At 36.1% G+C, this 21594-nt stretch carries 18 protein-coding genes; 6 read left to right on the top strand and 12 right to left on the bottom strand.

Annotated features, from left to right (window positions below; genetic code table 11):
• Positions 1-23: 23 nt before the first annotated feature.
• The 11 genes from HN014_RS18365 to HN014_RS18315 form a co-directional block, all read right to left on the bottom strand.
• On the bottom strand, positions 24-1010 hold the full coding sequence (locus HN014_RS18365; protein ID WP_176030301.1) for a fumarylacetoacetate hydrolase family protein: 987 nt from the start codon (positions 1008-1010) through the stop codon (positions 24-26).
• A 357-nt stretch (positions 1011-1367) separates the two neighbouring features.
• The gene (locus HN014_RS18360) at positions 1368-2333 is read right to left on the bottom strand and encodes a hypothetical protein (protein WP_176030300.1); all 966 of its coding nucleotides are present in this window, start codon (positions 2331-2333) and stop codon (positions 1368-1370) included.
• 168 nt (positions 2334-2501) lie between these two features.
• Positions 2502-2717 (bottom strand): hypothetical protein, encoded by a 216-nt coding sequence (locus HN014_RS18355; RefSeq protein WP_176030299.1) that lies wholly within the window; start codon positions 2715-2717, stop codon positions 2502-2504.
• Positions 2707-3546: a bifunctional 2-polyprenyl-6-hydroxyphenol methylase/3-demethylubiquinol 3-O-methyltransferase UbiG gene (locus HN014_RS18350; protein WP_176030298.1), complete on the bottom strand. Its 840-nt coding sequence runs from the start codon at positions 3544-3546 to the stop codon at positions 2707-2709. The genes HN014_RS18355 and HN014_RS18350 overlap by 11 nt, the downstream gene beginning before the upstream one ends.
• A 292-nt stretch (positions 3547-3838) precedes the next feature.
• Complete coding sequence (locus tag HN014_RS18345) at positions 3839-4573, bottom strand: YqjF family protein (protein WP_176030297.1); 735 nt, start codon at positions 4571-4573, stop codon at positions 3839-3841.
• 47 nt (positions 4574-4620) lie between these two features.
• On the bottom strand, positions 4621-5397 hold the full coding sequence (locus tag HN014_RS18340; RefSeq protein ID WP_176030296.1) for a DUF6090 family protein: 777 nt from the start codon (positions 5395-5397) through the stop codon (positions 4621-4623).
• Positions 5398-5607: 210 nt separating this feature from the next.
• Entirely contained in the window at positions 5608-6537 is a 930-nt protein-coding gene (locus HN014_RS18335) for a S9 family peptidase (RefSeq protein ID WP_254884038.1), read from the bottom strand.
• Positions 6538-6689: 152 nt separating this feature from the next.
• The gene (locus HN014_RS18330; protein ID WP_176030295.1) at positions 6690-8108 is read right to left on the bottom strand and encodes a right-handed parallel beta-helix repeat-containing protein; all 1419 of its coding nucleotides are present in this window, start codon (positions 8106-8108) and stop codon (positions 6690-6692) included.
• A 434-nt stretch (positions 8109-8542) separates the two neighbouring features.
• Positions 8543-8695 carry a hypothetical protein gene (locus tag HN014_RS18325; RefSeq protein WP_176030294.1) on the bottom strand — a complete coding sequence of 51 codons (153 nt, stop codon included), beginning with the start codon at positions 8693-8695 and terminating at the stop codon, positions 8543-8545.
• Between the two features lie 93 nt (positions 8696-8788).
• A complete protein-coding gene (locus tag HN014_RS18320) occupies positions 8789-9259 on the bottom strand; it encodes a hypothetical protein (protein WP_176030293.1) in 471 nt (156 codons plus the stop codon).
• A gap of 99 nt (positions 9260-9358) precedes the next feature.
• Entirely contained in the window at positions 9359-10873 is a 1515-nt protein-coding gene (locus HN014_RS18315; RefSeq protein WP_176030292.1) for a S41 family peptidase, read from the bottom strand.
• 309 nt (positions 10874-11182) lie between these two features.
• Here HN014_RS18315 and HN014_RS18310 point away from each other — a divergent pair, with 309 nt between their 5' ends.
• The 3 genes from HN014_RS18310 (at position 11183) to HN014_RS18300 (ending at position 16629) form a co-directional block, all read left to right on the top strand.
• Entirely contained in the window at positions 11183-13090 is a 1908-nt protein-coding gene (locus HN014_RS18310; RefSeq protein ID WP_176030291.1) for a T9SS type A sorting domain-containing protein, read from the top strand.
• A 243-nt stretch (positions 13091-13333) separates the two neighbouring features.
• Positions 13334-15382: a VWA domain-containing protein gene (locus HN014_RS18305; RefSeq protein WP_176030290.1), complete on the top strand. Its 2049-nt coding sequence runs from the start codon at positions 13334-13336 to the stop codon at positions 15380-15382.
• Between the two features lie 167 nt (positions 15383-15549).
• A complete protein-coding gene (locus tag HN014_RS18300; protein ID WP_176030289.1) occupies positions 15550-16629 on the top strand; it encodes a M12 family metallopeptidase in 1080 nt (359 codons plus the stop codon).
• A gap of 175 nt (positions 16630-16804) precedes the next feature.
• Here the strand turns inward: HN014_RS18300 and HN014_RS18295 are convergent, their stop codons facing one another.
• Complete coding sequence (locus HN014_RS18295; RefSeq protein WP_176030288.1) at positions 16805-18433, bottom strand: acyl-CoA carboxylase subunit beta; 1629 nt, start codon at positions 18431-18433, stop codon at positions 16805-16807.
• A gap of 487 nt (positions 18434-18920) precedes the next feature.
• Here HN014_RS18295 and HN014_RS18290 point away from each other — a divergent pair, with 487 nt between their 5' ends.
• From HN014_RS18290 to HN014_RS18280, 3 genes are read left to right on the top strand one after another with little or no spacing between them, the layout of a single operon-like run.
• Positions 18921-19103, top strand: coding sequence for a CAL67264 family membrane protein (locus tag HN014_RS18290; RefSeq protein WP_176030287.1), 183 nt, complete (start codon positions 18921-18923; stop codon positions 19101-19103).
• 54 nt (positions 19104-19157) lie between these two features.
• Positions 19158-20849: an energy-dependent translational throttle protein EttA gene (gene ettA, locus HN014_RS18285; RefSeq protein ID WP_176030286.1), complete on the top strand. Its 1692-nt coding sequence runs from the start codon at positions 19158-19160 to the stop codon at positions 20847-20849.
• Positions 20849-21541 (top strand): HAD family hydrolase, encoded by a 693-nt coding sequence (locus tag HN014_RS18280; protein ID WP_176030285.1) that lies wholly within the window; start codon positions 20849-20851, stop codon positions 21539-21541. Before ettA ends, HN014_RS18280 begins: the two co-directional genes overlap by 1 nt.
• The last annotated feature ends 53 nt before the right edge of the window (positions 21542-21594 follow it).

Genomic DNA, 21594 nt, shown 5'->3' with positions numbered 1-21594 from the left:
TCTTCCCATCTATAATAATCTTGTTATGGTTGATACTCCGTAACGACCTGATTTATTTTTCCAAAAATGGTTTGACCTTCCTTGTCTTTCATTTCTATTTCGATTCTGTCCCCATATTTCATGAAGGGAGTACTTGCTTTTCCTTCTTTGATAATTTCTAAGCAGCGTACTTCTGCCAGGCAACTCGAACCATTTGGACTTCCCTGATTTGCAACAGTTCCTGAACCAATCACAGTTCCGGCCATAAGAGAACGGGTTTTTGCAGCATGAGCAACTAATTGCCCAAAATTAAAGGTCATATCAACTCCTGCATTCGGAGCACCTATTACTGTTCCGTTTAAGGTAGAGTACAAGGGTAAATGAAGCTTTCCATCTTTCCAATCCTCAGTTAATTCATCAGGAGTAACCACTACAGGAGCAAAAGAAGTCCAGGGTTTTGATTGATAAAAACCAAACTGTTTAGACAGTTCATTCGGAATTAGATTTCTTAAAGAAACATCATTAATAATTGATATTAGTTTAATATGCGATAAGGCAGTTTCAGCATTTACTCCGGCAGGAACATCATCGGTAAATACCACTACTTCAGATTCAAAATCTATTCCCCATTCTTCTTTTTCAATTTCAATGGGATCGTTTGCTCCAATAAAAGCATCAGAAGCTCCCATATACATTAAAGGATCTGTCCAAAAGGATTCCGGTAATTCGGCATTTCTGGCTTTTCGTACCAGTTCTACATGAGTGACATAAGCACTTCCATCAGCCCAGTGAAATGCTCTGGGAATAGGTGCTATTACTTTTACTTCTGAAAAATTAAAGGCCGATTCTAATTGATTTGCATTTAATGAAGTATATACTTCTTTTAATTTAGGTTCTGTTTCAGACCAGTTATCTAACGCTTGCTGAAGGGTTTCTGAGATATGAGGTACTTTGATGGCTTTGGTAAGTTCTTTATTGACTACTACTAATTGGCCGTCTCTTGTTTGATTGTCAATGGATGCTAATTTCATTTGATGTTTTGATTGTTGATTTCGTAATGTATACCCTGTGAACGGGTACATTTTGAGGGGTACTAAAAGTAGTGAATTTCTGATTAAGCAATGCGCTAAAGTGTGTTATTTTATCTAAGTGTTTTTATGTCAGATAATCAGGTGGTTACCGACAGAACTATGTAAAAAGATAATGTTAGTAGAGTTGCTTCTTAATTAAAGTAAACATCTGAATGGTCACCTTCCCAATTTCCGTCAGTATCAGTCGTACTATAGTCTTTTATTGAATCCAGGACATCAGATACCTCGGAGATGATATCGGAGCGTTTTGCCGTTGTATCATTTAGCTTGATAAGCTCTGATATTTTATAAATATGTTTATAATTTGATGGATTCCAGTTTTTCTAACCTTGATTGTAAATCCAAGATTTGTTTATTCAATAGTTTAATTTCATGATTTTCTTTTTTAAGTTTTTTTATTTCAGAGTTTTGGTAATTTAATTTTTTATCCTGTGAAATTGTATATAGGGTTAATTCTTCTATTTTTTGAAGTAGTTGAATTTGAAATTGACCGATATTTACCCCATTTTTTTTCATTTCTGTAGCAGATGCTATTTGGGGCAAATGTTTATTTTCTTTTATATAATTTTCGATGAATTGAAGGGTAGGTAATTTGTAATCATTTTCAAATACAAAGTCAGCAGTTGGTGTCAAGCTAATTTTAACTTCTTTAGACTCTATTTTTCCATAAATAGCTAAGTTTCCACTATGTGTTAGTTTTAATAATTCCTTTTCTCCAACTGATTGAATTACAAATCCATTATCACTCCCAATTCCAGACCCCCCAATTCTAAGCCTGGCTGTGTTATTCCACCATGATAAGGCTAAGTTAGCATTTCTGTTGTTAGGATTGAAGACTCTTGCCAAACCGTCATTAATTTCTAATATTTTCTTTTCCCCTGCTCCTTGTATTAGGAGTCCATTATCACTCCCAATTCCAGACCCCCCAATTCTAAGCCTAGCTGTGTTATTCCACCATGATAAGGCTAAGTTAGCATTTCTGTTGTTAGGATTGAAGACTCTTGCCAAACCGTCATTAATTTCTAATAGTTTTTTTTCCCCAGTTCCTTGTATTAGAAATCCGTTATCACTACCAATTCCGGAACCTCCGATTCTAAGCCTGGCGGTACTATTCCACCATGACAAAGCTGAAGTAGCATTTTTATTATTGGGATTTTGTACTATTACAGCTCCGGAAGTTATATTATTGTTATTTTGACTCCACTGAGCATTTATTAATGAACTAATTCCAATTAATATTGATAATAAAATTATTTTTTTCATGAATAGATTTACTTTTGATTTTTTTGTTGGTGTTTATATTAGAGGAAATGTTACCTGAAAAAGATTCTTTTAAAATTCTTTAATAAGGTAGAAAGGTAAGTAAAAGAAACCAGGACAGGAGAGACCTGTCCCAGGTTTTCTGTTTTGATTGCACCTCAAAAAGAACAATCAATAATCATTTTTCTTTTTCCTTGTTATCTTTTTTTTCGCACTATAATGGCAACAGCTGCTTGCTACATAATTGATTTTATGTTCGGCTAATAGGATCGCAATAATGGTCCTTGTTTCATTGGCATCAAGTCCTATTGTCGCTCCCAGGTCAATTTCATTAAGCTGGTTTTTATTTTCTTTTAATGCGAGGTAATATCGATCTTTATTTTTCATAGGTTTTCTGTTTTTGAGTAGCAATCATCATGTGTGGACTAAACGATAAAAGATAAGGGTCGTTTTCGGTGATCGCTATTAGTGCTGATAATGTCTTTTTCCTTTTTTTATTGGATAGATTACTTAAGAAATCTTTATCTAACCAAGCCATTCCTTCAACGGCATAGGTATTCAGATATGTCAATTCTTGTTTTACAAATTCATTTTTTAACTCCTCTGGTTTATGATAATAGGCTTCGACCAAAAGCCAGGGAAAATCATCGGGAGGGGTATGCACTCCTGTTGTTAATTCTCTTTGACACATTTCAAAAAATGATTTTTTATGAAGCAAGCCATGCAATAGACCTACCAAAGTAGAGGCGGTATAATTAATGGCAAAAGCCAGAATGATTCCATTATTTTTTACAACCCGTTTAGCTTCTATAATGGTAGCGATTCTGTCTTCTTTATTTTGTAAATGATACAAAGGACCATGAAGTATCACCAGATCAGCATAGTTGTTTGGCAATGTTAATTGTCTGGATTCTCCCAGATGAACGAAAAATTTGTTTTTTAGTTTGTTAGCTCTGTTTATAGCTATTTGTATGTGCTTGGGAACAGGCTCTACTAAGTGGACTGTATGTCCTTTCTGGGCAAGCCATGCTGAATATTTTCCTGTTCCTCCACCGACATCAATTATTTTTGAAGCGGTATTAGGAATATATTTATGGATAAGTGTTTTTACTCTTTCAAACTCAAAAACTCCCATACCTTTATCAAGTCGGGTTTCTTCAGATGCCTGATTGTAAAAACGTTCTATGTTTCTGCTTATTAATTTTTTACGGTTCATTTTATATAAAATACGAATCCCATAGAGGTGTTAAGAAAGACCTCAAGGCGATGTTCCAATTGATTTGAGGATCAATTGTCGTGTTGTTTAAAATTGAATAAAATATGGATGTAATTAATTACGCATTTAAAAATGAACTTATTCTAAATGCTGTAATTTCTCGTTTGGTCGAGACTGTCTTTTTATAAGAAAGACCGAGATTGATATGTTATAAATAGAGTAACAGACTACAAATATAAAAAAACTAGTATAAGTAAGTATGAGGAGCTATTAAAGTCACTCGAGACAGCTGTTACTTATTTTTGATATCCTGTTTTTTCTTTTTATTCCAGGCAATCACCTTAACGCCTTTTGAATAGTGAATTTTTGCAGGAGTATTGTTTATTAGTTTTTCAAATCTCGGGTACTTTATCTCTAATTTTTCTAAAGTAAGTTCATGGATGCACCATTCTAGATGATGAATATCGAATTCATTTATGGCTTGTTCTGAATCCTGAAAAAGGGCATATCTTTCAGTTAGCCATATATCCAGTCTTGTTTTTTTCCTTAATTTCTTTCCAATAGTAAATTCGATATTTAGAAGGTCATTAAATTTGGGGTTTTGTGCCTGATATTTTTGGTCAGTCCGTTCAATTTTAGAGAATCGATAAGGAAGTTCAGAAATTCTTCTGGCGATAGCACAGGACAGTTTTTTTCCTGCTTCAATACTCAAAAAATAAACACCTGTCTTGTTACCTGAACGGACATATGTACGAATATTGATTTCATCAAAATCTGATATAGGAGAGAAAGCAGGTACGTTTTTTGGACGTATTTTTTCCATTGTAAATGCAACGATAGAAACCCAAGGAGTTCCATCAAAAAGATCAATTTCTAATTCTTTTGGAACATGTTTTTTTAATTCGGTCAAGGTAACCGGATAATGAAGAAATACAACTTCATTCCACTCCTGATAGAATTTCCAACTTTCTGCAGGCAATTCCCAGGGTCTATGAGCTGTCGTATCTAAGATGTTTTTAAGAGTCATTTGTGATCAACAAAAAGTTTTAGTTTAGCAAGTAGCTACGCGTTATATTATTGTTTGCTGGCAATGGCTTTTGGGTATTTATCTTCAATGAGTTTCAGTATTTTTTTTACATTGATTATAGCGATTTGATAATATCGGACTTTATATATCCTGTACCATAATACCTCGGATATCAGAAACCTGAATTCTTCGTCTTTTTTTAAGGAGTTTTCATCCAAAGGAATATATCCTATGATCTGTTTAATACCATTTCCAAAGTCTCTTGGGTAGGTGATTTTCAGGGAATCTCCCAGGTATAAGTCATAGGTTATTTCTGCATTTCTGTTTACCTTAAAGTTCTTTTTAAAATAGGGGATGAGATACTCATTAATATCCGGATTCAGGTTATTTCCTTTGGATATTCTTGGGAAATAATTATTATAAACCAATGTGATTAAATCCCTCAAAGAATCATTTTTAATGATACGCATGCCTGTGTTCTTCAGGTTTTCAAAAGCAGATGTGTTCGGAAAAATATATTCTTCCCTTGTAATCCAATAAAAATCCATTAACAGCGAATCACTCGTTATTGTATCAGTATTGATAAACTCCTGAACTTTTAATTGACTCGAAAGGGCATTTTTATGGATTTCCACATCATTCTTTAGATCCGCTAAATTGTCATTTAATTCAAAGTAGATTTGCGCAATAATCTCTTTTTCTGTTTTTCGTTCTTTAATTTCTTCGCCCCAATTCGTTAAATAAAAAGCAATTAAAACCCCGATAACGATGATTACGATTTCAATCAAGTATGCATAAATGTCTTTCTTTTTTATTTTTCCCATCTTTCTTGTGACTAACAACATCTTGATTGTAAGTCGTTGTATTCGTTATTGATTTTATGCATAAATGTACCTAAACATTTGAGTAGTATGGATATTTTTTTAATGAGAAGGTACATTTGCTATGTTTTTCGGTTTTATCCGGTGACGTTTTATTGGCTTATATTTTATGTGTTTATTGATACCGTCAATGCATATACTACTGTTGGTAGTTTATTTCTGCAGTTTGGGTACTCCGGTTTTTTTAGTTTCTTTTTTTATCCATTGAAGAGCAATATCTACAGGTTCTGTGGTCCCTGCAAATGCTGTATTGTGTCCCAATGCAGAGAATATACAGTACTCGAATGGTTTCCCTTTGGCCTTAAAGGTATTAAGATGCTCTATCCCTAATTTTACAGGGATTTGTATGTCTTTCTCTCCAAAAATCCACAAGCCCGGGATAGAAAGTGTTTGTAATGCAACTTTTGGATCCGTGGCTGTAAACTGATAGCGGTCCGGATCATTCTTAATATGTGCACGCGCTTCTGCTTCTGTATGGTTTTCCCAAAATTCAGTATTCCCATTGGTATAAAACTGAAACCGAAGTTGTTCTAGTGTAGTAATCGTAGGGCAGCTGAATAAGACCATAAATGATACGATCGGATTTTTGTTTGCAGCAATCGGTATAATCCATCCAGCCTGGCTAAAACCAATCAGACCTATGGGGATTTTTTGATGCTGTTCGTGCAAGGTGTTTACGGCAGCACTCACATCCTCGGCTAATAGAGTAAGGTTATCAGTACTAATATTGTTTGTTCCTACCTCAGGCCCCGCATATACGCCTTCGGATTCACCAACTCCTCGCTTATCATAGGTCAGTACAGAAATTCCACTCTTTGATAAACGTTTTGCAAATTCGGTCATTCGGGGAACCTGATCAGATCCGTGTACAATAACAAGACCTGCATAGGGGTTTTGTGGCGTATAGATTGTTCCTGCCAATTGGATTCCTTTACTTTTAAAAGTGACATCCTTTGTTTTGATAGCCTCTGATGATTGCGCATCTAGTTGGTTTGATAGGAATACCAAAAAAATAATACTTAAGAAAACTGGAAGTTTTGTATTCCCTCTGAGATACATTGAAATGTCATTTCTTCTCATCATAATATGCTTTTAAATGATTTTTATTCATTTGAATGATAATCTGTTTGGTAAAATACATAGTTTATCTGCTATATATGTATTAGGAATAAAAAATGTTACTATTGTTTACGTTTTTTAGTAACGATAGGGTTTTAACTTACAATTTAGATATATTATTGAATGTAAAATCTCAACCAAGCTGGGTTTTCAGGCTTGTTTACCAATCCAATAACAAAGTAATTGCTGTTAACTTCTTTAAGAAATGGTCCAGCAAGAGTTGTGTTTCCATGAGCTGGTTCCAGTCGTATATGTGATAAAGGACGAACATTTTTATTAAAGACTTTATAATATTGAAATCCAGTTAAATTGTCAACATATTTTTCTACAGGTTTATAACTATTTGCATGGTTCAAATCGATTAGGTTTATAGAAGAATTCATTAAATCAGATGATAATTTTACATTATCAAACTCGTATTGACTACCAAGTGTTCCTGTAAAAATTTTGAAAGGGACAGTATTTTCAATAAAATCAGCATTACTAACTTTTATAGTAGCTCCATAAATAGCCAAACCAAACCCACTTTTTTTTGCACTTATATTATTAAAAGTAATGTTTGTTGCTCCGTTTGAAACTAGGAAACCTGCTTTAGACGCATTGTCTGAATGACTATTAATGATATAATTATCTTTTGAACTGAAACCAAATGTAAATCCATTTTCGGCTGAGTTTCTAGATACACAATTAATTATTTGGGTGTTTTCCGTGGGGATTCCTTTGTGCCCAAAATTGAATCCATGATAAAATCTATTGTTTTTAACTATGCAATTGCTTATCAAAGAATATTTAGAGTCAAAACTTATTCCGCTAGCTCCTGCATTTTCAACAATACTAGAGTTTATAGTATTGTTTTCTCCACTTACCTGGATTCCAGACCAAGAGTCTTTATCTCCTAAACATTGAATATTACTAATTATAGAATTATTTGTGTTTTTTAACCAGATTCCTTCTCTGCTCCAGTTAGAGAGTTGAATATCATTTATCTTAACATTTTCACATTTAACGAAGTAAAGACAACCTAAGGTAATATTACTCGGTTTAGCATTAGGAAGTCTATTGTTTTGAATTCTTTTTGTTGAAACTTCAATATTGTTACTGTTTTCAAATTTAATTAAAGAAAAATAACCTTGTTGCAATAAATCTTTATTTCCGTCGATAATTCCATTACCAGAAATAATTATGTTTTCAACATTATTTCCATAGATTAAATTATTAAAACTAGAACTATATGTGTTTTTTTCATTAACTTTTAAAGTACCATCAATTATTAACGTTTTATTTGATGGAACTATTAATGATTTTACTAAAAAAGTATGATTTTCCTGTAAATATATAGTCTTGATAGATTTATCGTCAAGTAATTTCTGGATAGCTTCCGTATCATCATTAATCCCATTTCCTTTTGCTCCTTTTGATAATGCGTTAACATATTCATAATCATGCGCTTTAGTGTCATTATTAAAGCTAGTGTCATTTTCACAACCTAGAAGAACTACTATTGAAATTAATAAAGTAAATATGCTTTTTTTCATTTGTTTAATTTTTTATTTGAAAACTGAATAATAGTGGCTACAATTTTTATAATATATATTTACAAAATTAGCGTTTTTCAATATGAGTAAAAGTAAAATCTATTGCAACTACAGAAATTTGAAGTCATAATTTTATGCAATAAAAATCATATTATAAATAACTTTTTTCACAGCTATTTTAGCCCTAAAAAGGAAAATAAAATCATTGTTTTTTGTAGGTTACTTCTTGTTTTTTGTTAGAAAAAGTGATGTACGGCAGTTGATCAAGTGTTGTATAACAAAAAAAGTGTTCTTAGTTCATTTTTTTTTGTTCTAGAGCAAATGAAAGTTTATTCTTAGAAGAAATTCGTCTTTTTTAGGCAAAAAAAAGCCTCAAATACTGAGTTTCTCAGTTTGAGGCTGGAAGTGGGTTTGTCCCATTTTTAGCTGGGTTGCTATTCGTTTTTATAGGTTACTAATCCATACCCAAAAGGTGTAGAAACATCATTTCTATATATTTCTCTCACAATTGCATACTCAATAGGTATAGCTTCAACTATATTAGTATTGGTAGGAGCAGTTTTTCGAGAAGAATATGTAGTTCTCATGATGTTTATTTTATAGGGTATAGTACAAGGAGTGTTCCAAACTCTTTTTTTTGATTATAAATGTTTGTTAAACAAAGATCTAGTGTAGTGTTCTTATGGAGAAGGAGGAAGAGAGTTGATTTTATCTTCAAGTATTTCTATAAAGTCAAAGAATACTTTTTTAGAGGCTTCTGAATGCTGATTGGTTGCTCCAAGGGCTATTTTCTTTCCATTTTCCAGTGTGATCATATATGAAGAATTTCCTCTACTGGTCAGGAGGCTACATTTTTTGATATCGGCATAATAGATTTTGTCTATTTTTTCTGAGGCGATATAATGCTCGGTAAACCATAATTCGTCTATAATATAGGTAACTCTGATAAAAAGAAAGAGTACTGCAATCATGGTTACTACCAATATAGGGATGATAAATTCTAAGGGAATGGAATTCAGGGATATCTCTGTTTTTTCCAGGAACACGACTATCGCGATTCCAATTAGTATAAAACATGCAATCAGCAGTAGCAGTTGTACAATAACTTTGTGATAATTTGCTGTAATTGACAGCCTGAATTTATGTTCCATAATACCAAACATTATTTGTAAATGATACTCCTGTTCACACTTGGTCAAACCTAAGAAAATATTACGGTTCCCACAGCAACGAATAAAAGCTGGTTGCTATCATTTAAAAACTGATTTGTTATTGTTGATTTTCTTTTTCTTTGCGATTAATTTCATTGCAAATTCCATTTCTACATCCTTTCCGTTTAATTTGTCTGTAATCGAAGGTTTGACATAGTAATCTGGAATGACCCCATGACCGGTATTTTTATGAGCAACTCGCAGACGAAATAATTCTACGGGAATCTGAATACGAATTTGGGAATATGGCAGGGTAAGGGTAAATGTGGTACCACTAACATGTTGCTTGGCATTACCACCGACTTCTTCACCTATAAAAGTAGCCCGCCGAGCATGTTTGATAAATGCGGTGATTTCTCCCGTAGCCGAAAATGAATAGCCATTGGTGAGAATATATACATCTCCGTTAAAAACTGTGGTGGCAGGAGGGAACTCTTTTAATCCGGGAATTCCCTTGATTTCATATACATCTCCTTTCCTTTTTAATTTAAAAGTAGGATATAAAAAGTTCATCAAAAAGCCTCCGTAATTATACAGTTTAGGATTCGGAACCCTGTTGGATTTGGTATACATAGTTTCATAAAAGGTAAAAGGAGTCTTGCTCAGATGGGCGAATAATTGTAGTGTAGGCATCTCATCGCCTCCTCCGTTATCCCGTAGGTCTATTATTAATTGTTGTACATTATTGGCTGCTATCTGATCAAAGGCATTCGAAAAGAATTTTCTGAAATTCTGTTTTGCTTTTTTCAGGTAATAGATAGAAAAGGTTTTGAGTTTCATAACGGCAATACTGTCTTTTATATCCAGAGTCATTAGGGGTTCACCGGTAAACCCCCACCATTGTTTGTTATCGCGATATCGTTCCCATTTTACTTTTTTGATTTCCTCTCCGCTTAGCCCCCGAATACGCAACTGCTGCTTTACTCCCTCTGGAGTTTTTAATTCTAGTTCATATACCTCGGGAATTCCTTTTAGGTAAGCATAATACCTACGAAAAGTATCTGTAATAACTTTTTCTGGAAAGGTAGTATTATAACCGTCTCTGGGTAATTGATTTCGTAAAGTAGTAAAAACGGCAGCCGCATTTTCTCCATTGATGGTATTGAGAATACTCCCTTCTTTTATGGCATCATTATGCGAATAGTTCTTTAGAATATATAATGTATCCCGATCAAAATACAGTTCCAAAGGGAATAAAGGAGCTTTCGTTTTTATATAGCGCTCATAGGCTACTTCGGGTTTGATAGCAGTATGTCCATTTTTGATATGCTGATTGAGTACTAAAAGTTTCCTATATAGTTCAATAGAAGAAAGGGGAGTAGTAATTGATGTTTCTAAGGCATCAAAAACAGTAGCAAAGCGCAATGAATCGGTATATGTATATAATCCTGTGTGGATTGTTTCCAGGTTTTTTCTCAGAAGCTGTATTTCTTCCTTTAGCTGGGCTACAGTATGTTTTTTCTCATTAGAAATAAAGGAGGTCTGCGTATATACTGTTTTTGCTCCTGTAATGCCAAGTAGTAATAATAGCATATAACTTTTTAGACGTTTCATAATTGCAATGCTTTGTGTGATGTATACAAAACTATTAGGATTACTGTTGTAAAACAGCCTTGAATTCCTTAATTATATGTTAATCTGTGTTTTATGAAATGTAGCGTTCCTGTTTATTAAGAATATTGCTTGTTTTAGAGCAAACAATTTATAAACTCAATTCTTCCTTCGTAAAGTTCTTTAGAACTGTTTATTGATTAATCAGTACTCTTGTGTGTATAGCAATTGCTACAGGGCTGATCCCCCTCATTCTTATAGTTCGCGGAAACCGAAAAGCGTACGAGTAGGTAACTCTTAAAAACATATCAAATGAGAAATAAATATAAACTATTTACAATATTGCTTGCCTTCGTGGTTTATCACAGTACTGCTCAAAATCTGGTTCGAAATGGAGATTTCTCTAATTATAACACCAATTGCAGTTTGAGTTTTAGTGATGCTTTTACCAATAACTCATCCACCAGTTGTGTTGATGATTGGACGTCATATTCAGGGAGTCCATCATTACACGGAACCCCAACGAACCCGTATGCCTGGATGTGGTCACGTGGTAGATCGTTTGAATCAATTAGAACTTCTGTTGCTTTTAAGCAAGGAGTTTGTTATACGGTATCTTTTAGCGTAAGAACTAATGATCACGGGGATACCAATACCAATGCAGGAAGTACGATAAACTTACGAGCGGTAAACATACGATCTACAGGGGGAATACAGAATGAAGAGGACATTTTTACGGATAATATCGGAAATTACCTGAATAATTACAGAACGGTACAAGTTACATTTACTCCAACCAGAGATTATGAAACTCTACTGATTAATCCTTATTATGCCGGTTCAGGAAGACAGGCAGAAATGAGCATTGATGGTATCGTTATTGAGGAAAGAAATATTACGAATACATTCGGTTTTGAGGATGTTACAACTGCCAGCACACATCAGTTTTATTGTCAGGAAACTGTATTTCTTAATGGAACAGCCTCTGAAGGAGAGGATCGATACATCATTTATATCAGCAAAAGACCGTTGGGATCCACAGGAAGTTTTCAATGGGCAGGAACCACAGGATGGATTTCAGGACCAATAGGACGCGTCAACCTCACGAATGTTTTTCAGCATCAGGGAGTAGTTATTGAAAATGGGTATGAGTATGAAATCAAAGTGGCATTACAAAATGATTGTACCAACTGGGAACCTCTTATCAAGCGTTTTACTATGCAAGAAGAGAATAAGGTAGATACAGCATTTTCTGTACAGTATCACTGTGATAGTGATGGTACCATTACAGTTGTAGCCAATGCTGCTGACCCTAATGGTACACACTGGTGGGGACTTTATGAAACAACTCAGTCTGGGAGTATTTCTGATACGGATACAGTTGGTCTGATTGGAACAGTGCAGTCAGGAACTACTGTTACCTTCAGTGGGCTAAGTACTTATAAAAATTATTATATCAAACATGGAGTTTGGAATAGTTGTTATCCCTGGACCGAAGCAAGAAAAGCCACGGATGGAAATGTTAGCTGGTCTCCGAGAACCAGTGATTTTTCGATTACTTCTAGGAGTTTTAGTAATGGAACCATCCATATAAGTGCATTAGCGCTGTCGAATTCGGTATTTGTCAATCATTGGTGGGCAATCTATGATAGTGCGACAAATGCGCAGATAACACCTATAGAGTGTTGTGGAACGATAAAGCCTAGTTTCTCTTTTGCAGGACAACTTAATAAAAAATACTATATCAAACATGGAATTTGGAATGATTGTATGGGATGGAAAGAATCCAGAACAGAATTTTGGTTTGGTCAGGAGCCTTCTGGTCAGCATCCTTCTGAATATTATTCAGAAATTCATCCTCTTGATTTCTCTCCTTCTACTGCTTATTTAGCACAAATGAATGCTGCTATTATATCAGGAGCCATCATTGAAGATAATATTATGATGAGAAGAGATCAGGAAAGAAGAGCCTCCTTAATTAGTGTATATCCCAATCCGGCTTATGCTTATGAGACGATTCATATTGACAGTTCAGAAGATGTGCAGATCAAAAAAGTATATTTACTGGATATGTCCGGAGCTCATATTCCGTTAGAGGTCATACAGAATCGTACACAAACAAAACTTCATATAAAGACAGCACTCAAAAAAGGGGTGTATTTTATAAAAGTAATCGATACGGCTAATAAAGAAACTGTCAGACAACTACTGATACAATAATAAGTATCGAATAAGAGTAAGCAGCAAACATTCGCGCTCCAATAGTATAGATAACGTGAATAATGGAAAAACTCCCTTATTCACGTTATCTTTTTATACGCCGTTTTAGAAATCAGATTGGTATGATTATCTATATGATAAAGCCTCTTACCTCATCCAAAAAGGGTGTTTACTCATCATTGATTGCAAGACGCATAGAAGACCTATAACTTTAATGGTATACATCTATAAAATCGTACCATTATGAGATACTTATTACTATGCTTACTATGCAGTTTTTGTTTTTTATTACAAGCTCAGACGCCTCGTTTAAACGGGATCGTTACAGATGAAAGTGGCCTTCCATTACCGGGAGTTTCCATTATAAATACGCGTACCAATCAAGGAAGTACCACCGATTTTGACGGGTACTTCACAGCATTGGCATCTCTGGGGGATACTCTTTCTTTTTCATACATAGGATACGTTTATGAAAAGTTGATTGTAAGCGATTTACATAAAACTATTAATGTAATACTTAAAGAAGATAATGAAGAATTGGAAGAAGTGGTGATCACTGGATATGCTACAGGATCTTATCGCAATAGGGCACCATCTCGTGTCCAAAGGAAAAAACGAGTTAACAGTCGATTGACATTTCAAAAGAAAGAAAAGACAACTTCAAAAGGAGGGAATCCGGCAGTGTATTCCTCTAAAAAACAACCGTTATATATTGTTGATGGAAATGTAATTCCTGCACAAGCTATTTCCTGTGTATTAGGAATGAATAAAAACAGGATTTCTAAACAAAAAAAGTACAAAAGAGGAGAAGCTCAAGCGATTTTTGGTAAGCAAGCCCGATATGGCTGCGTGGTGATTACGACTCATTCAGGGACATACCGAATCGAAGATGAAGAATCCTATCGAAAGATTACAGAAAATCAATTTCTACAGACAGTGTATGATCCGTTATCTACTTTTTCTATCGATGTAGATAAGGCTTCCTATAGTAACATCCGAAAAAAGATCAATGCGGGGATTCCCATCCCCAGAGACGCGGTAAAAATCGAGGAAATGGTGAATTATTTTGCGTATGATTACCCACAACCAACAGGAGTACACCCTTTTGGAATTCATACGGAATATGGAAGAACCCCCTGGAATCCGGAAAGTCAATTGGTAAAAATAGGGATTAAAGGAAAAGAAATGACCAAAGCGGCAATACCGGCGTCTAATCTGGTCTTCTTATTGGATGTCTCCGGTTCTATGGATAGCCCGGATAAGCTGCAATTGCTAAAAAAAGCCTTTTCATTACTGGTACAACAGTTGCGGGAGAAAGATGTGATTTCTATCGTGGTATATGCCGGAGCTGCAGGTCTTGTACTACCGCCAACTTCTGGAGCATATAAACAACAGATTATTCAGGCATTGGATGGATTAGAAGCAGGAGGGTCAACTGCCGGGGGAGAAGGGATAGAATTAGCATATCGCATAGCAGAGGAGAATTTTATCAAAGGAGGAAATAATCGGGTTATTCTGGCTACCGATGGCGATTTTAATGTAGGGATGCACAGTGATCAGGCTATGGAAACATTAATTACAGAAAAAAGAAACAGTGGTGTATTTCTTACCTGCCTTGGATTTGGGATGGGAAACTATAAGGATAGCAAACTGGAGATCCTGGCGGACACAGGAAATGGGAATCACGCATATATAGATAGCATGCAGGAAGCCAGAAAAGTTCTGGGAGATGAATTTGGAAGTACTTTATATACAATCGCCAAGGATGTGAAAATTCAGGTAGAATTTAATCCAGAACATGTGCAGGCATACCGGCTTATCGGTTATGAAAACAGATTACTGGCTGATGAGGATTTTATAGATGATACTAAAGACGCCGGGGAGTTGGGAAGTGGTCATACCGTTACAGCACTTTATGAGATTATTCCCAAAGGAGAGCAGCATCCTTGGGTACGACCTGTTCCCGAATTAAAGTACCGAAAAGAGGAAGGGATAACAAATTCCACAGATGAACTGCTTACGGTTAGATTCAGATATAAAAACCCTTCCGAACACAAAAGTCGTGAATTGACGCATGTGGTTCAGCGATCGGAAACCGGTACTCCCTCAGTAGATTTTCATTTTGCAGCTTCTGTAGCTTGGTATGGAATGCTTCTCAGAAAATCTATGCTGCTTCCTAATAAAAACCTGGATGCAATTGCATCCCTGGCAGCTGCTAACAAAGGAGAAGACCGATTGGGATATCGGGCAGAGTTTATCCGCTTGATCAGAAGTTATCCTGTGATTCATTGAGAATGGGAGTGAGGGGCAGCAGCTGTTATCACTAAAAGGGTCCGTACATAGAATAGACTGTTTTTTACATATTTAAGGAATCATTAATACGATATTAACGAAGCTTTAATAGTGGGAAATTTGTTTTTAATTCGACTTATAGAGAACCGCATAAAATAAATAAGTTTATGAAAAAACAAAATATCGTATACCCCTCAAATCAGTTGTTATTATTGCTAGTAGCAATGGTTCTCCTATGTAGTTGTGAAAAAGACACAGTGCATGCTCCTACAAGTCCCCCGGAAGAATCAGCTGTAGATACTATGGAAAAACCATGTCCTGAAGGGAACAAAAAAAGTATTATATATGAGGGAAAACTATGTCATGGATTTCGAATCTCACAGTTCCCAGTTGCCAAATCGGCTTCGTTATTAGTTACAAATCAAACCAATTCAGTACTATGGGCTCCGGGGCAAACTATTCGTGTAAAATTTATCGATCCGGAAGATAAGTATCAACTACATGCATTGGTAAAAGAATATGCCAAGCAATGGGAAGCTTATGCCAGTATCAGATTTAAGTTTGTATCGAGTACAGAAACTGCTCAGATAAAAGTTGGTTTTAAAGAAGGAGCTGGGCATTGGTCTTTATTAGGGAGAGGTGCTCACCTGAGGACGCAAAGTATGAATCTGGATCCTAAATATAAAGATAATCTCAGGGGGATTAAAAGTACAATTCTTCATGAATTTGGTCATGCACTGGGGCTGATACATGAACATCAGCATCCCGAAGCGAATATCAACTGGAATAAAGATGCCGTATACCGTTTTTATATGGATGAACAAGAATGGAGTAAAAAAGAGATTGAAGAAAATTTGTTTGAAAAAAATCCTGTAGACCGAGTATTTTATACGAGTTATGATCCTACTTCTATTATGCACTATCCCGTACGACAAGCTCATACGACAGATTGTTTTTCTATAGCGTATAATTATGTACTGTCTGATATGGATAAACTTCATATTAGTAAAATATACCCTCCTGTTGATGATATTAAAGCGTATACCGCTACCAGAAATTATCAGCGGGGAGATTATATGGTTTATAAAGGGAGAATATACAGGGCTTTGCAAGATGGGCTACGCAATAGTACTCCGGAGACTCAGGGAAGCCGAAACAAATGGAAGGATATTACCAGAGTTACAGAAGAAGAAGCTGCTTTTTTAAGTAGAAAAAACAGCAATGATATACCACTAATAACCCTATGAGATAGTTGATTACTTACTACATCAGTAAAGGCTTTGCTATATGCAAAGCCTTTTTTATATGATACCTTACTAAGGTGAGATGTAAATGTTCTATTGGGGTATAGATAGTCGTTTCCTCTGTATATCTTATGAATGTTTCTCAGGTGATGACTACTATTTCATTAGTTATCTTTGTTTATACCTGAATAACTCCAAGGTTAAATGGTTTTTCAATCGGAGCGTGATCTGCAGCTTCGATCCCCATAGATATCCAGGTTCGCGTATCCAATGGATCAATAATTCCATCTGTCCATATTCTGGCCGCAGCATAGTAAGGAGAAATTTGCGCATCGTATTTGGCTTTGATCTTATCAAATAATGCCTTTTCATCCGCTTCACTAATTTCTTCTCCTTTTTTCTTTAGGGAAGCAGTTTCGATTTGCAATAATACCTTGGCTGCTTGTGCTCCTCCCATAACGGCGAGTTCGGCACTTGGCCAGGCACAAATCAGTCGCGGATCATAAGCTTTTCCGCACATAGCATAATTTCCGGCTCCATAGGAGTTTCCTATAACTACCGTAAATTTAGGAACAACACTGTTGCTTACGGCATTCACCATCTTGGCTCCGTCTTTTATAATTCCTCCATGTTCACTTTTACTTCCTACCATAAATCCGGTGACATCCTGTAAGAATACCAGAGGAATTTTCTTTTGATTACAATTGGCAATAAATCGAGTAGCTTTATCAGCAGAATCCGAATAAATCACTCCTCCAAACTGCATTTCTCCTTTTTTGGTTTTGACAATGGTACGTTGATTAGCTACAATCCCTACAGCCCAGCCATCGATACGTGCATATCCGGTAATAATGGTCTGACCATATCCAGCTTTGTACTCTTCAAAATCAGAATCATCTACCAGACGCTTGATGATTTCCATCATATCGTATTGTTCATTTCTGGCTTTTGGAAGAATTCCATAAATCTCCTCAGGGTTTTCTTTGGGAAGGGCAGGAGTACTTCGGTTATACCCAGCTTTGGTATAGGCTCCGATTTTTGAAACTATATTTTTAATAGTATCCAGCGCTTCCTTATCATCTTTGGATTTATAGTCGGTAACCCCTGATATTTCGCAATGTGTAGTTGCTCCTCCCAGCGTTTCATTATCAATAGTTTCTCCGATAGCAGCTTTTACCAGATAACTCCCCGCTAAAAAGATACTTCCTGTTTTATCTACAATTAATGCCTCATCACTCATAATAGGCAGATAGGCTCCTCCGGCAACACAGCTACCCATTACTGCGGCAATTTGAGTAATTCCCATACTACTCATTACGGCATTGTTTCTGAAAATTCTTCCGAAATGCTCTTTATCAGGAAAAATTTCATCCTGCATAGGCAGGTATACCCCGGCACTATCCACCAAATATATAATTGGCAGGCGATTCTCAATAGCGATTTCCTGAGCTCTTAGATTTTTCTTTCCGGTAATCGGAAACCAGGCTCCCGCTTTTACCGTAGCGTCATTCGCTACAACAATGCATTGTTTTCCTTCAATATATCCGATTTTTACAACCACTCCACCACTGGGACACCCTCCATGTTCTTCATACATTCCCTCACCGGCAAAGGCTCCAATCTCAATAACAGGGGCATTGTCATCCAATAAATACGAAATCCGCTCCCGAGCCGATAATTTGCCTTTGGCATGTAGTTTATCAATTCTTTTTTGACCTCCTCCTAATTTTACTTTCGCCAGTTTATGACGGAGGGACGAAACCAGGAGCTTATTGTGATCTTCGTTTTTATTGAAGTTTATATCCATGTGTGTTATTTGTTTGCACGAAAATAACAAAATTCAACGATATTTTTACCGCCTTTACAGAAGCAGGTCAAAGCTGTTTTTGATTGAAGGAAAAATGGACTAAGACTGAACTTTCGATTACATCATTTCGAAATAAAATGCTAACTATACGTTCTCTTAGAGAGTTTACAAGATCCATATTACGATTCAAAAACTAACGGCATGTATCGCAAAGAATATTTTTGAAGATTAAAAATCTGATAGAGGAGGCAAATAGAAATTTTAGCGAAGCGAAATGTTAAATACTCATAAAGTTTAAGAGCATTACTATCCCAAAAATAATCAGGGATACCTCCCGCTTTGTCGCCAAAGCACTACAAGAGAAACTGCTCATATATACACTTTATTTGAGAGCGTCTTCAGCTACTTACAGCATTAAAAAGTGTATTTTATCGATAAAAAACCGATATTTGCAAATCAAAGTTAACAAACAGACTAAACTACACATATGGGAATGAATAAAAACACGGTTTTAGCGTGGGCGACATTTATAATGATTATTGTTGGATTATTACTGATAGGATTAGGGGTGTTTAGATATCGCGATGTATCAGGATATGGTTTTGCAGCAGTAGGCGCTGGTTTTTTTGCTATTGCATGGGTTTTTAATGCTTTAAAAGGAAGAGTCTAGTAGGCTTTATTAAAACAATTATCTAAAAATAAATCACAAAATAGTTAGTTTTTTATGTCAGACGATAAAAAAGTAATTTTTTCGATGTCCGGGGTGACTAAAACGTATAAAAGCGCGAATACTCCGGTATTAAAAAATATATATCTCAGTTTTTTCTACGGGGCTAAAATCGGTATTCTCGGATTAAATGGTTCTGGAAAATCAACCTTATTAAAAATCATTGCTGGAGTTGATAAAAACTATCAGGGTGATGTGGTATTTTCTTCTGGATACTCTGTTGGATATCTGGAACAAGAACCACAATTAGATCCTGATAAAACCGTGTTAGAAGTGGTTAAGGAAGGTGTTGCAGAGACCGTAGCGATATTGGATGAATACAATAAAATCAACGATATGTTTGGGTTGCCAGAGGTCTATGAAGATGCTGATAAGATGCAGCAACTGATGGATAAACAGGCCAAGTTACAGGATCAGATTGATGCTAGTAATGCCTGGGAACTGGATACCAAATTAGAAATCGCCATGGATGCCTTACGTACTCCGGATTCTGATAAAAAGATCGGTGTCCTATCAGGAGGGGAACGCAGAAGAGTTGCCTTATGTCGTTTGTTATTACAGGAACCGGATGTATTACTACTGGACGAGCCAACCAACCACCTGGATGCAGAATCAGTACACTGGTTAGAACATCATTTACAGCAGTATAAAGGAACGGTGATTGCCGTAACGCACGACCGTTATTTCCTAGATAATGTTGCGGGATGGATTTTGGAGCTGGACAGAGGAGAAGGAATTCCATGGAAAGGAAATTATTCTTCCTGGCTGGATCAGAAAGCCAAACGATTGGCACAGGAACAAAAACAAGCTTCTAAGCGACAAAAAACACTCGAGCGAGAGCTGGAATGGGTGAAGATGGCACCTAAAGGAAGACAGGCCAAACAAAAAGCACGTTTGAATAATTATGACAAATTATTGAATCAGGATTCGAAACAGGTAGATGAGAAACTGGAAATCTATATCCCCAATGGTCCCCGATTAGGAACCAATGTGATTGAAGCAGCGGGAGTAAGCAAGGCTTTTGGAGATAAACTCTTATATGAAGACCTGAATTTTAAACTTCCACAAGCAGGTATTGTGGGGATTATTGGTCCTAATGGGGCTGGAAAAACGACCATTTTCAAAATGATTATGGGAGAAGAAACTCCGGATGCCGGAACATTTACGGTAGGAGAGACGGCCAAGCTTGCATATGTAGACCAAAGCCATAGCAATATCGATCCCGAAAAATCGATTTGGGAAAACTTTAGTGAAGGTCAGGAATTGGTTATGATGGGAGGAAGACAGGTGAATTCCCGAGCTTATCTAAGTCGTTTTAACTTTGGAGGAAGTGAACAGAATAAAAAAGTGTCTACCCTATCAGGAGGAGAACGCAACCGACTGCATCTGGCCATGACATTGAAGGAAGAAGGAAACGTACTACTTCTGGATGAGCCGACCAACGATCTGGATGTGAATACTCTTAGAGCCTTGGAAGAAGGGTTAGAGAATTTCGCAGGTTGTGCCGTGGTGATTTCTCACGACCGCTGGTTCTTAGACAGAATCTGTACCCATATCCTGGCTTTTGAGGGAGATTCTCAGGTATATTTCTTCGAAGGTAGTTTCTCTGATTATGAAGAAAACAAGAAAAAACGATTAGGAGGTGACTTAATGCCAAAACGTATTAAGTATAAAAAATTAATTCGCTAATGGGATTGGAGCACATCAAAGTAATTGCTTTTGATGCAGATGATACCCTGTGGGTTAATGAACCTTTTTTTAGGAAAGCAGAACAAGATTTTTGCGATATATTTGCATCTCATTTACCTAAAGATCAGGTAAATGAGATGCTCTTTTCTACACAGATGAAAAACCTCCCCTTATATGGATATGGGATTAAACCGTTTACTTTATCACTGATAGAAACGGCCATGGATATTACCGGAGGGCAGTTAGATGGTGACATTGTTGCTCTACTATTGCAGAAAGGAAAAGAAATGTTAGAAACCCCTGTGGTATTGTTAGAAGGGATAGAAGAAACCCTGGCAGTATTGGCAACAAAGTATCGGCTGGTTATGGCTACAAAGGGGGATTTATTGGATCAGGAACGCAAACTGATCAAATCAGGTTTACAGCACTTTTTTCACCATATAGAAATTGTATCTGATAAAACCGAAAAACAATATACACAACTGGTACGGCATCTAGACATCCAGCCTCATGAATTTCTGATGGTAGGGAACTCCCTGAAATCTGATATTGTACCGGTACTCGCTATGGGCGGTCATGCGTTTCACATTCCGTATGAGACCACCTGGGTGCATGAAATGATCGAAGAGGAAATTACACATCCATCTTTTAAAACCTTTGCACAAGCAAGGGAAATTTTAGCCTATTTATAACCCTTTTTATATACTGGTACGCGGAAAGCTACGGAATTTCAATTGGAATTACT

The organism is Aquimarina sp. TRL1 (assembly GCF_013365535.1).
GTDB lineage: Bacteria > Bacteroidota > Bacteroidia > Flavobacteriales > Flavobacteriaceae > Aquimarina > Aquimarina hainanensis.
Note: the sequence above shows the minus strand (reverse complement) of the source record. Positions and strands in the feature narration are given on the sequence as shown.

Bases quoted from the DNA above. Each gene is read 5' to 3' on its own strand.
- HN014_RS18300 (WP_176030289.1), top strand. From the start codon at position 15,550: ATGAAAAAACAAAATATCGTATACCCCTCAAATCAGTTGTTATTATTG.
- HN014_RS18310 (WP_176030291.1), top strand. From the start codon at position 11,183: ATGAGAAATAAATATAAACTATTTACAATATTGCTTGCCTTCGTGGTT.
- HN014_RS18315 (WP_176030292.1), bottom strand. From the start codon at position 10,873: ATGAAACGTCTAAAAAGTTATATGCTATTATTACTACTTGGCATTACA.
- HN014_RS18325 (WP_176030294.1), bottom strand. From the start codon at position 8,695: ATGAGAACTACATATTCTTCTCGAAAAACTGCTCCTACCAATACTAAT.
- HN014_RS18360 (WP_176030300.1), bottom strand. From the start codon at position 2,333: ATGAAAAAAATAATTTTATTATCAATATTAATTGGAATTAGTTCATTA.
- HN014_RS18350 (WP_176030298.1), bottom strand. From the start codon at position 3,546: ATGAACCGTAAAAAATTAATAAGCAGAAACATAGAACGTTTTTACAAT.
- HN014_RS18280 (WP_176030285.1), top strand. From the start codon at position 20,849: ATGGGATTGGAGCACATCAAAGTAATTGCTTTTGATGCAGATGATACC.
- HN014_RS18365 (WP_176030301.1), bottom strand. From the start codon at position 1,010: ATGAAATTAGCATCCATTGACAATCAAACAAGAGACGGCCAATTAGTA.
- HN014_RS18335 (WP_254884038.1), bottom strand. From the start codon at position 6,537: ATGATGAGAAGAAATGACATTTCAATGTATCTCAGAGGGAATACAAAA.
- HN014_RS18320 (WP_176030293.1), bottom strand. From the start codon at position 9,259: ATGGAACATAAATTCAGGCTGTCAATTACAGCAAATTATCACAAAGTT.
- HN014_RS18330 (WP_176030295.1), bottom strand. From the start codon at position 8,108: ATGAAAAAAAGCATATTTACTTTATTAATTTCAATAGTAGTTCTTCTA.
- HN014_RS18290 (WP_176030287.1), top strand. From the start codon at position 18,921: ATGGGAATGAATAAAAACACGGTTTTAGCGTGGGCGACATTTATAATG.
- HN014_RS18305 (WP_176030290.1), top strand. From the start codon at position 13,334: ATGAGATACTTATTACTATGCTTACTATGCAGTTTTTGTTTTTTATTA.
- HN014_RS18355 (WP_176030299.1), bottom strand. From the start codon at position 2,717: ATGAAAAATAAAGATCGATATTACCTCGCATTAAAAGAAAATAAAAAC.
- HN014_RS18340 (WP_176030296.1), bottom strand. From the start codon at position 5,397: ATGGGAAAAATAAAAAAGAAAGACATTTATGCATACTTGATTGAAATC.
- HN014_RS18295 (WP_176030288.1), bottom strand. From the start codon at position 18,433: ATGGATATAAACTTCAATAAAAACGAAGATCACAATAAGCTCCTGGTT.
- HN014_RS18345 (WP_176030297.1), bottom strand. From the start codon at position 4,573: ATGACTCTTAAAAACATCTTAGATACGACAGCTCATAGACCCTGGGAA.
- ettA (WP_176030286.1), top strand. From the start codon at position 19,158: ATGTCAGACGATAAAAAAGTAATTTTTTCGATGTCCGGGGTGACTAAA.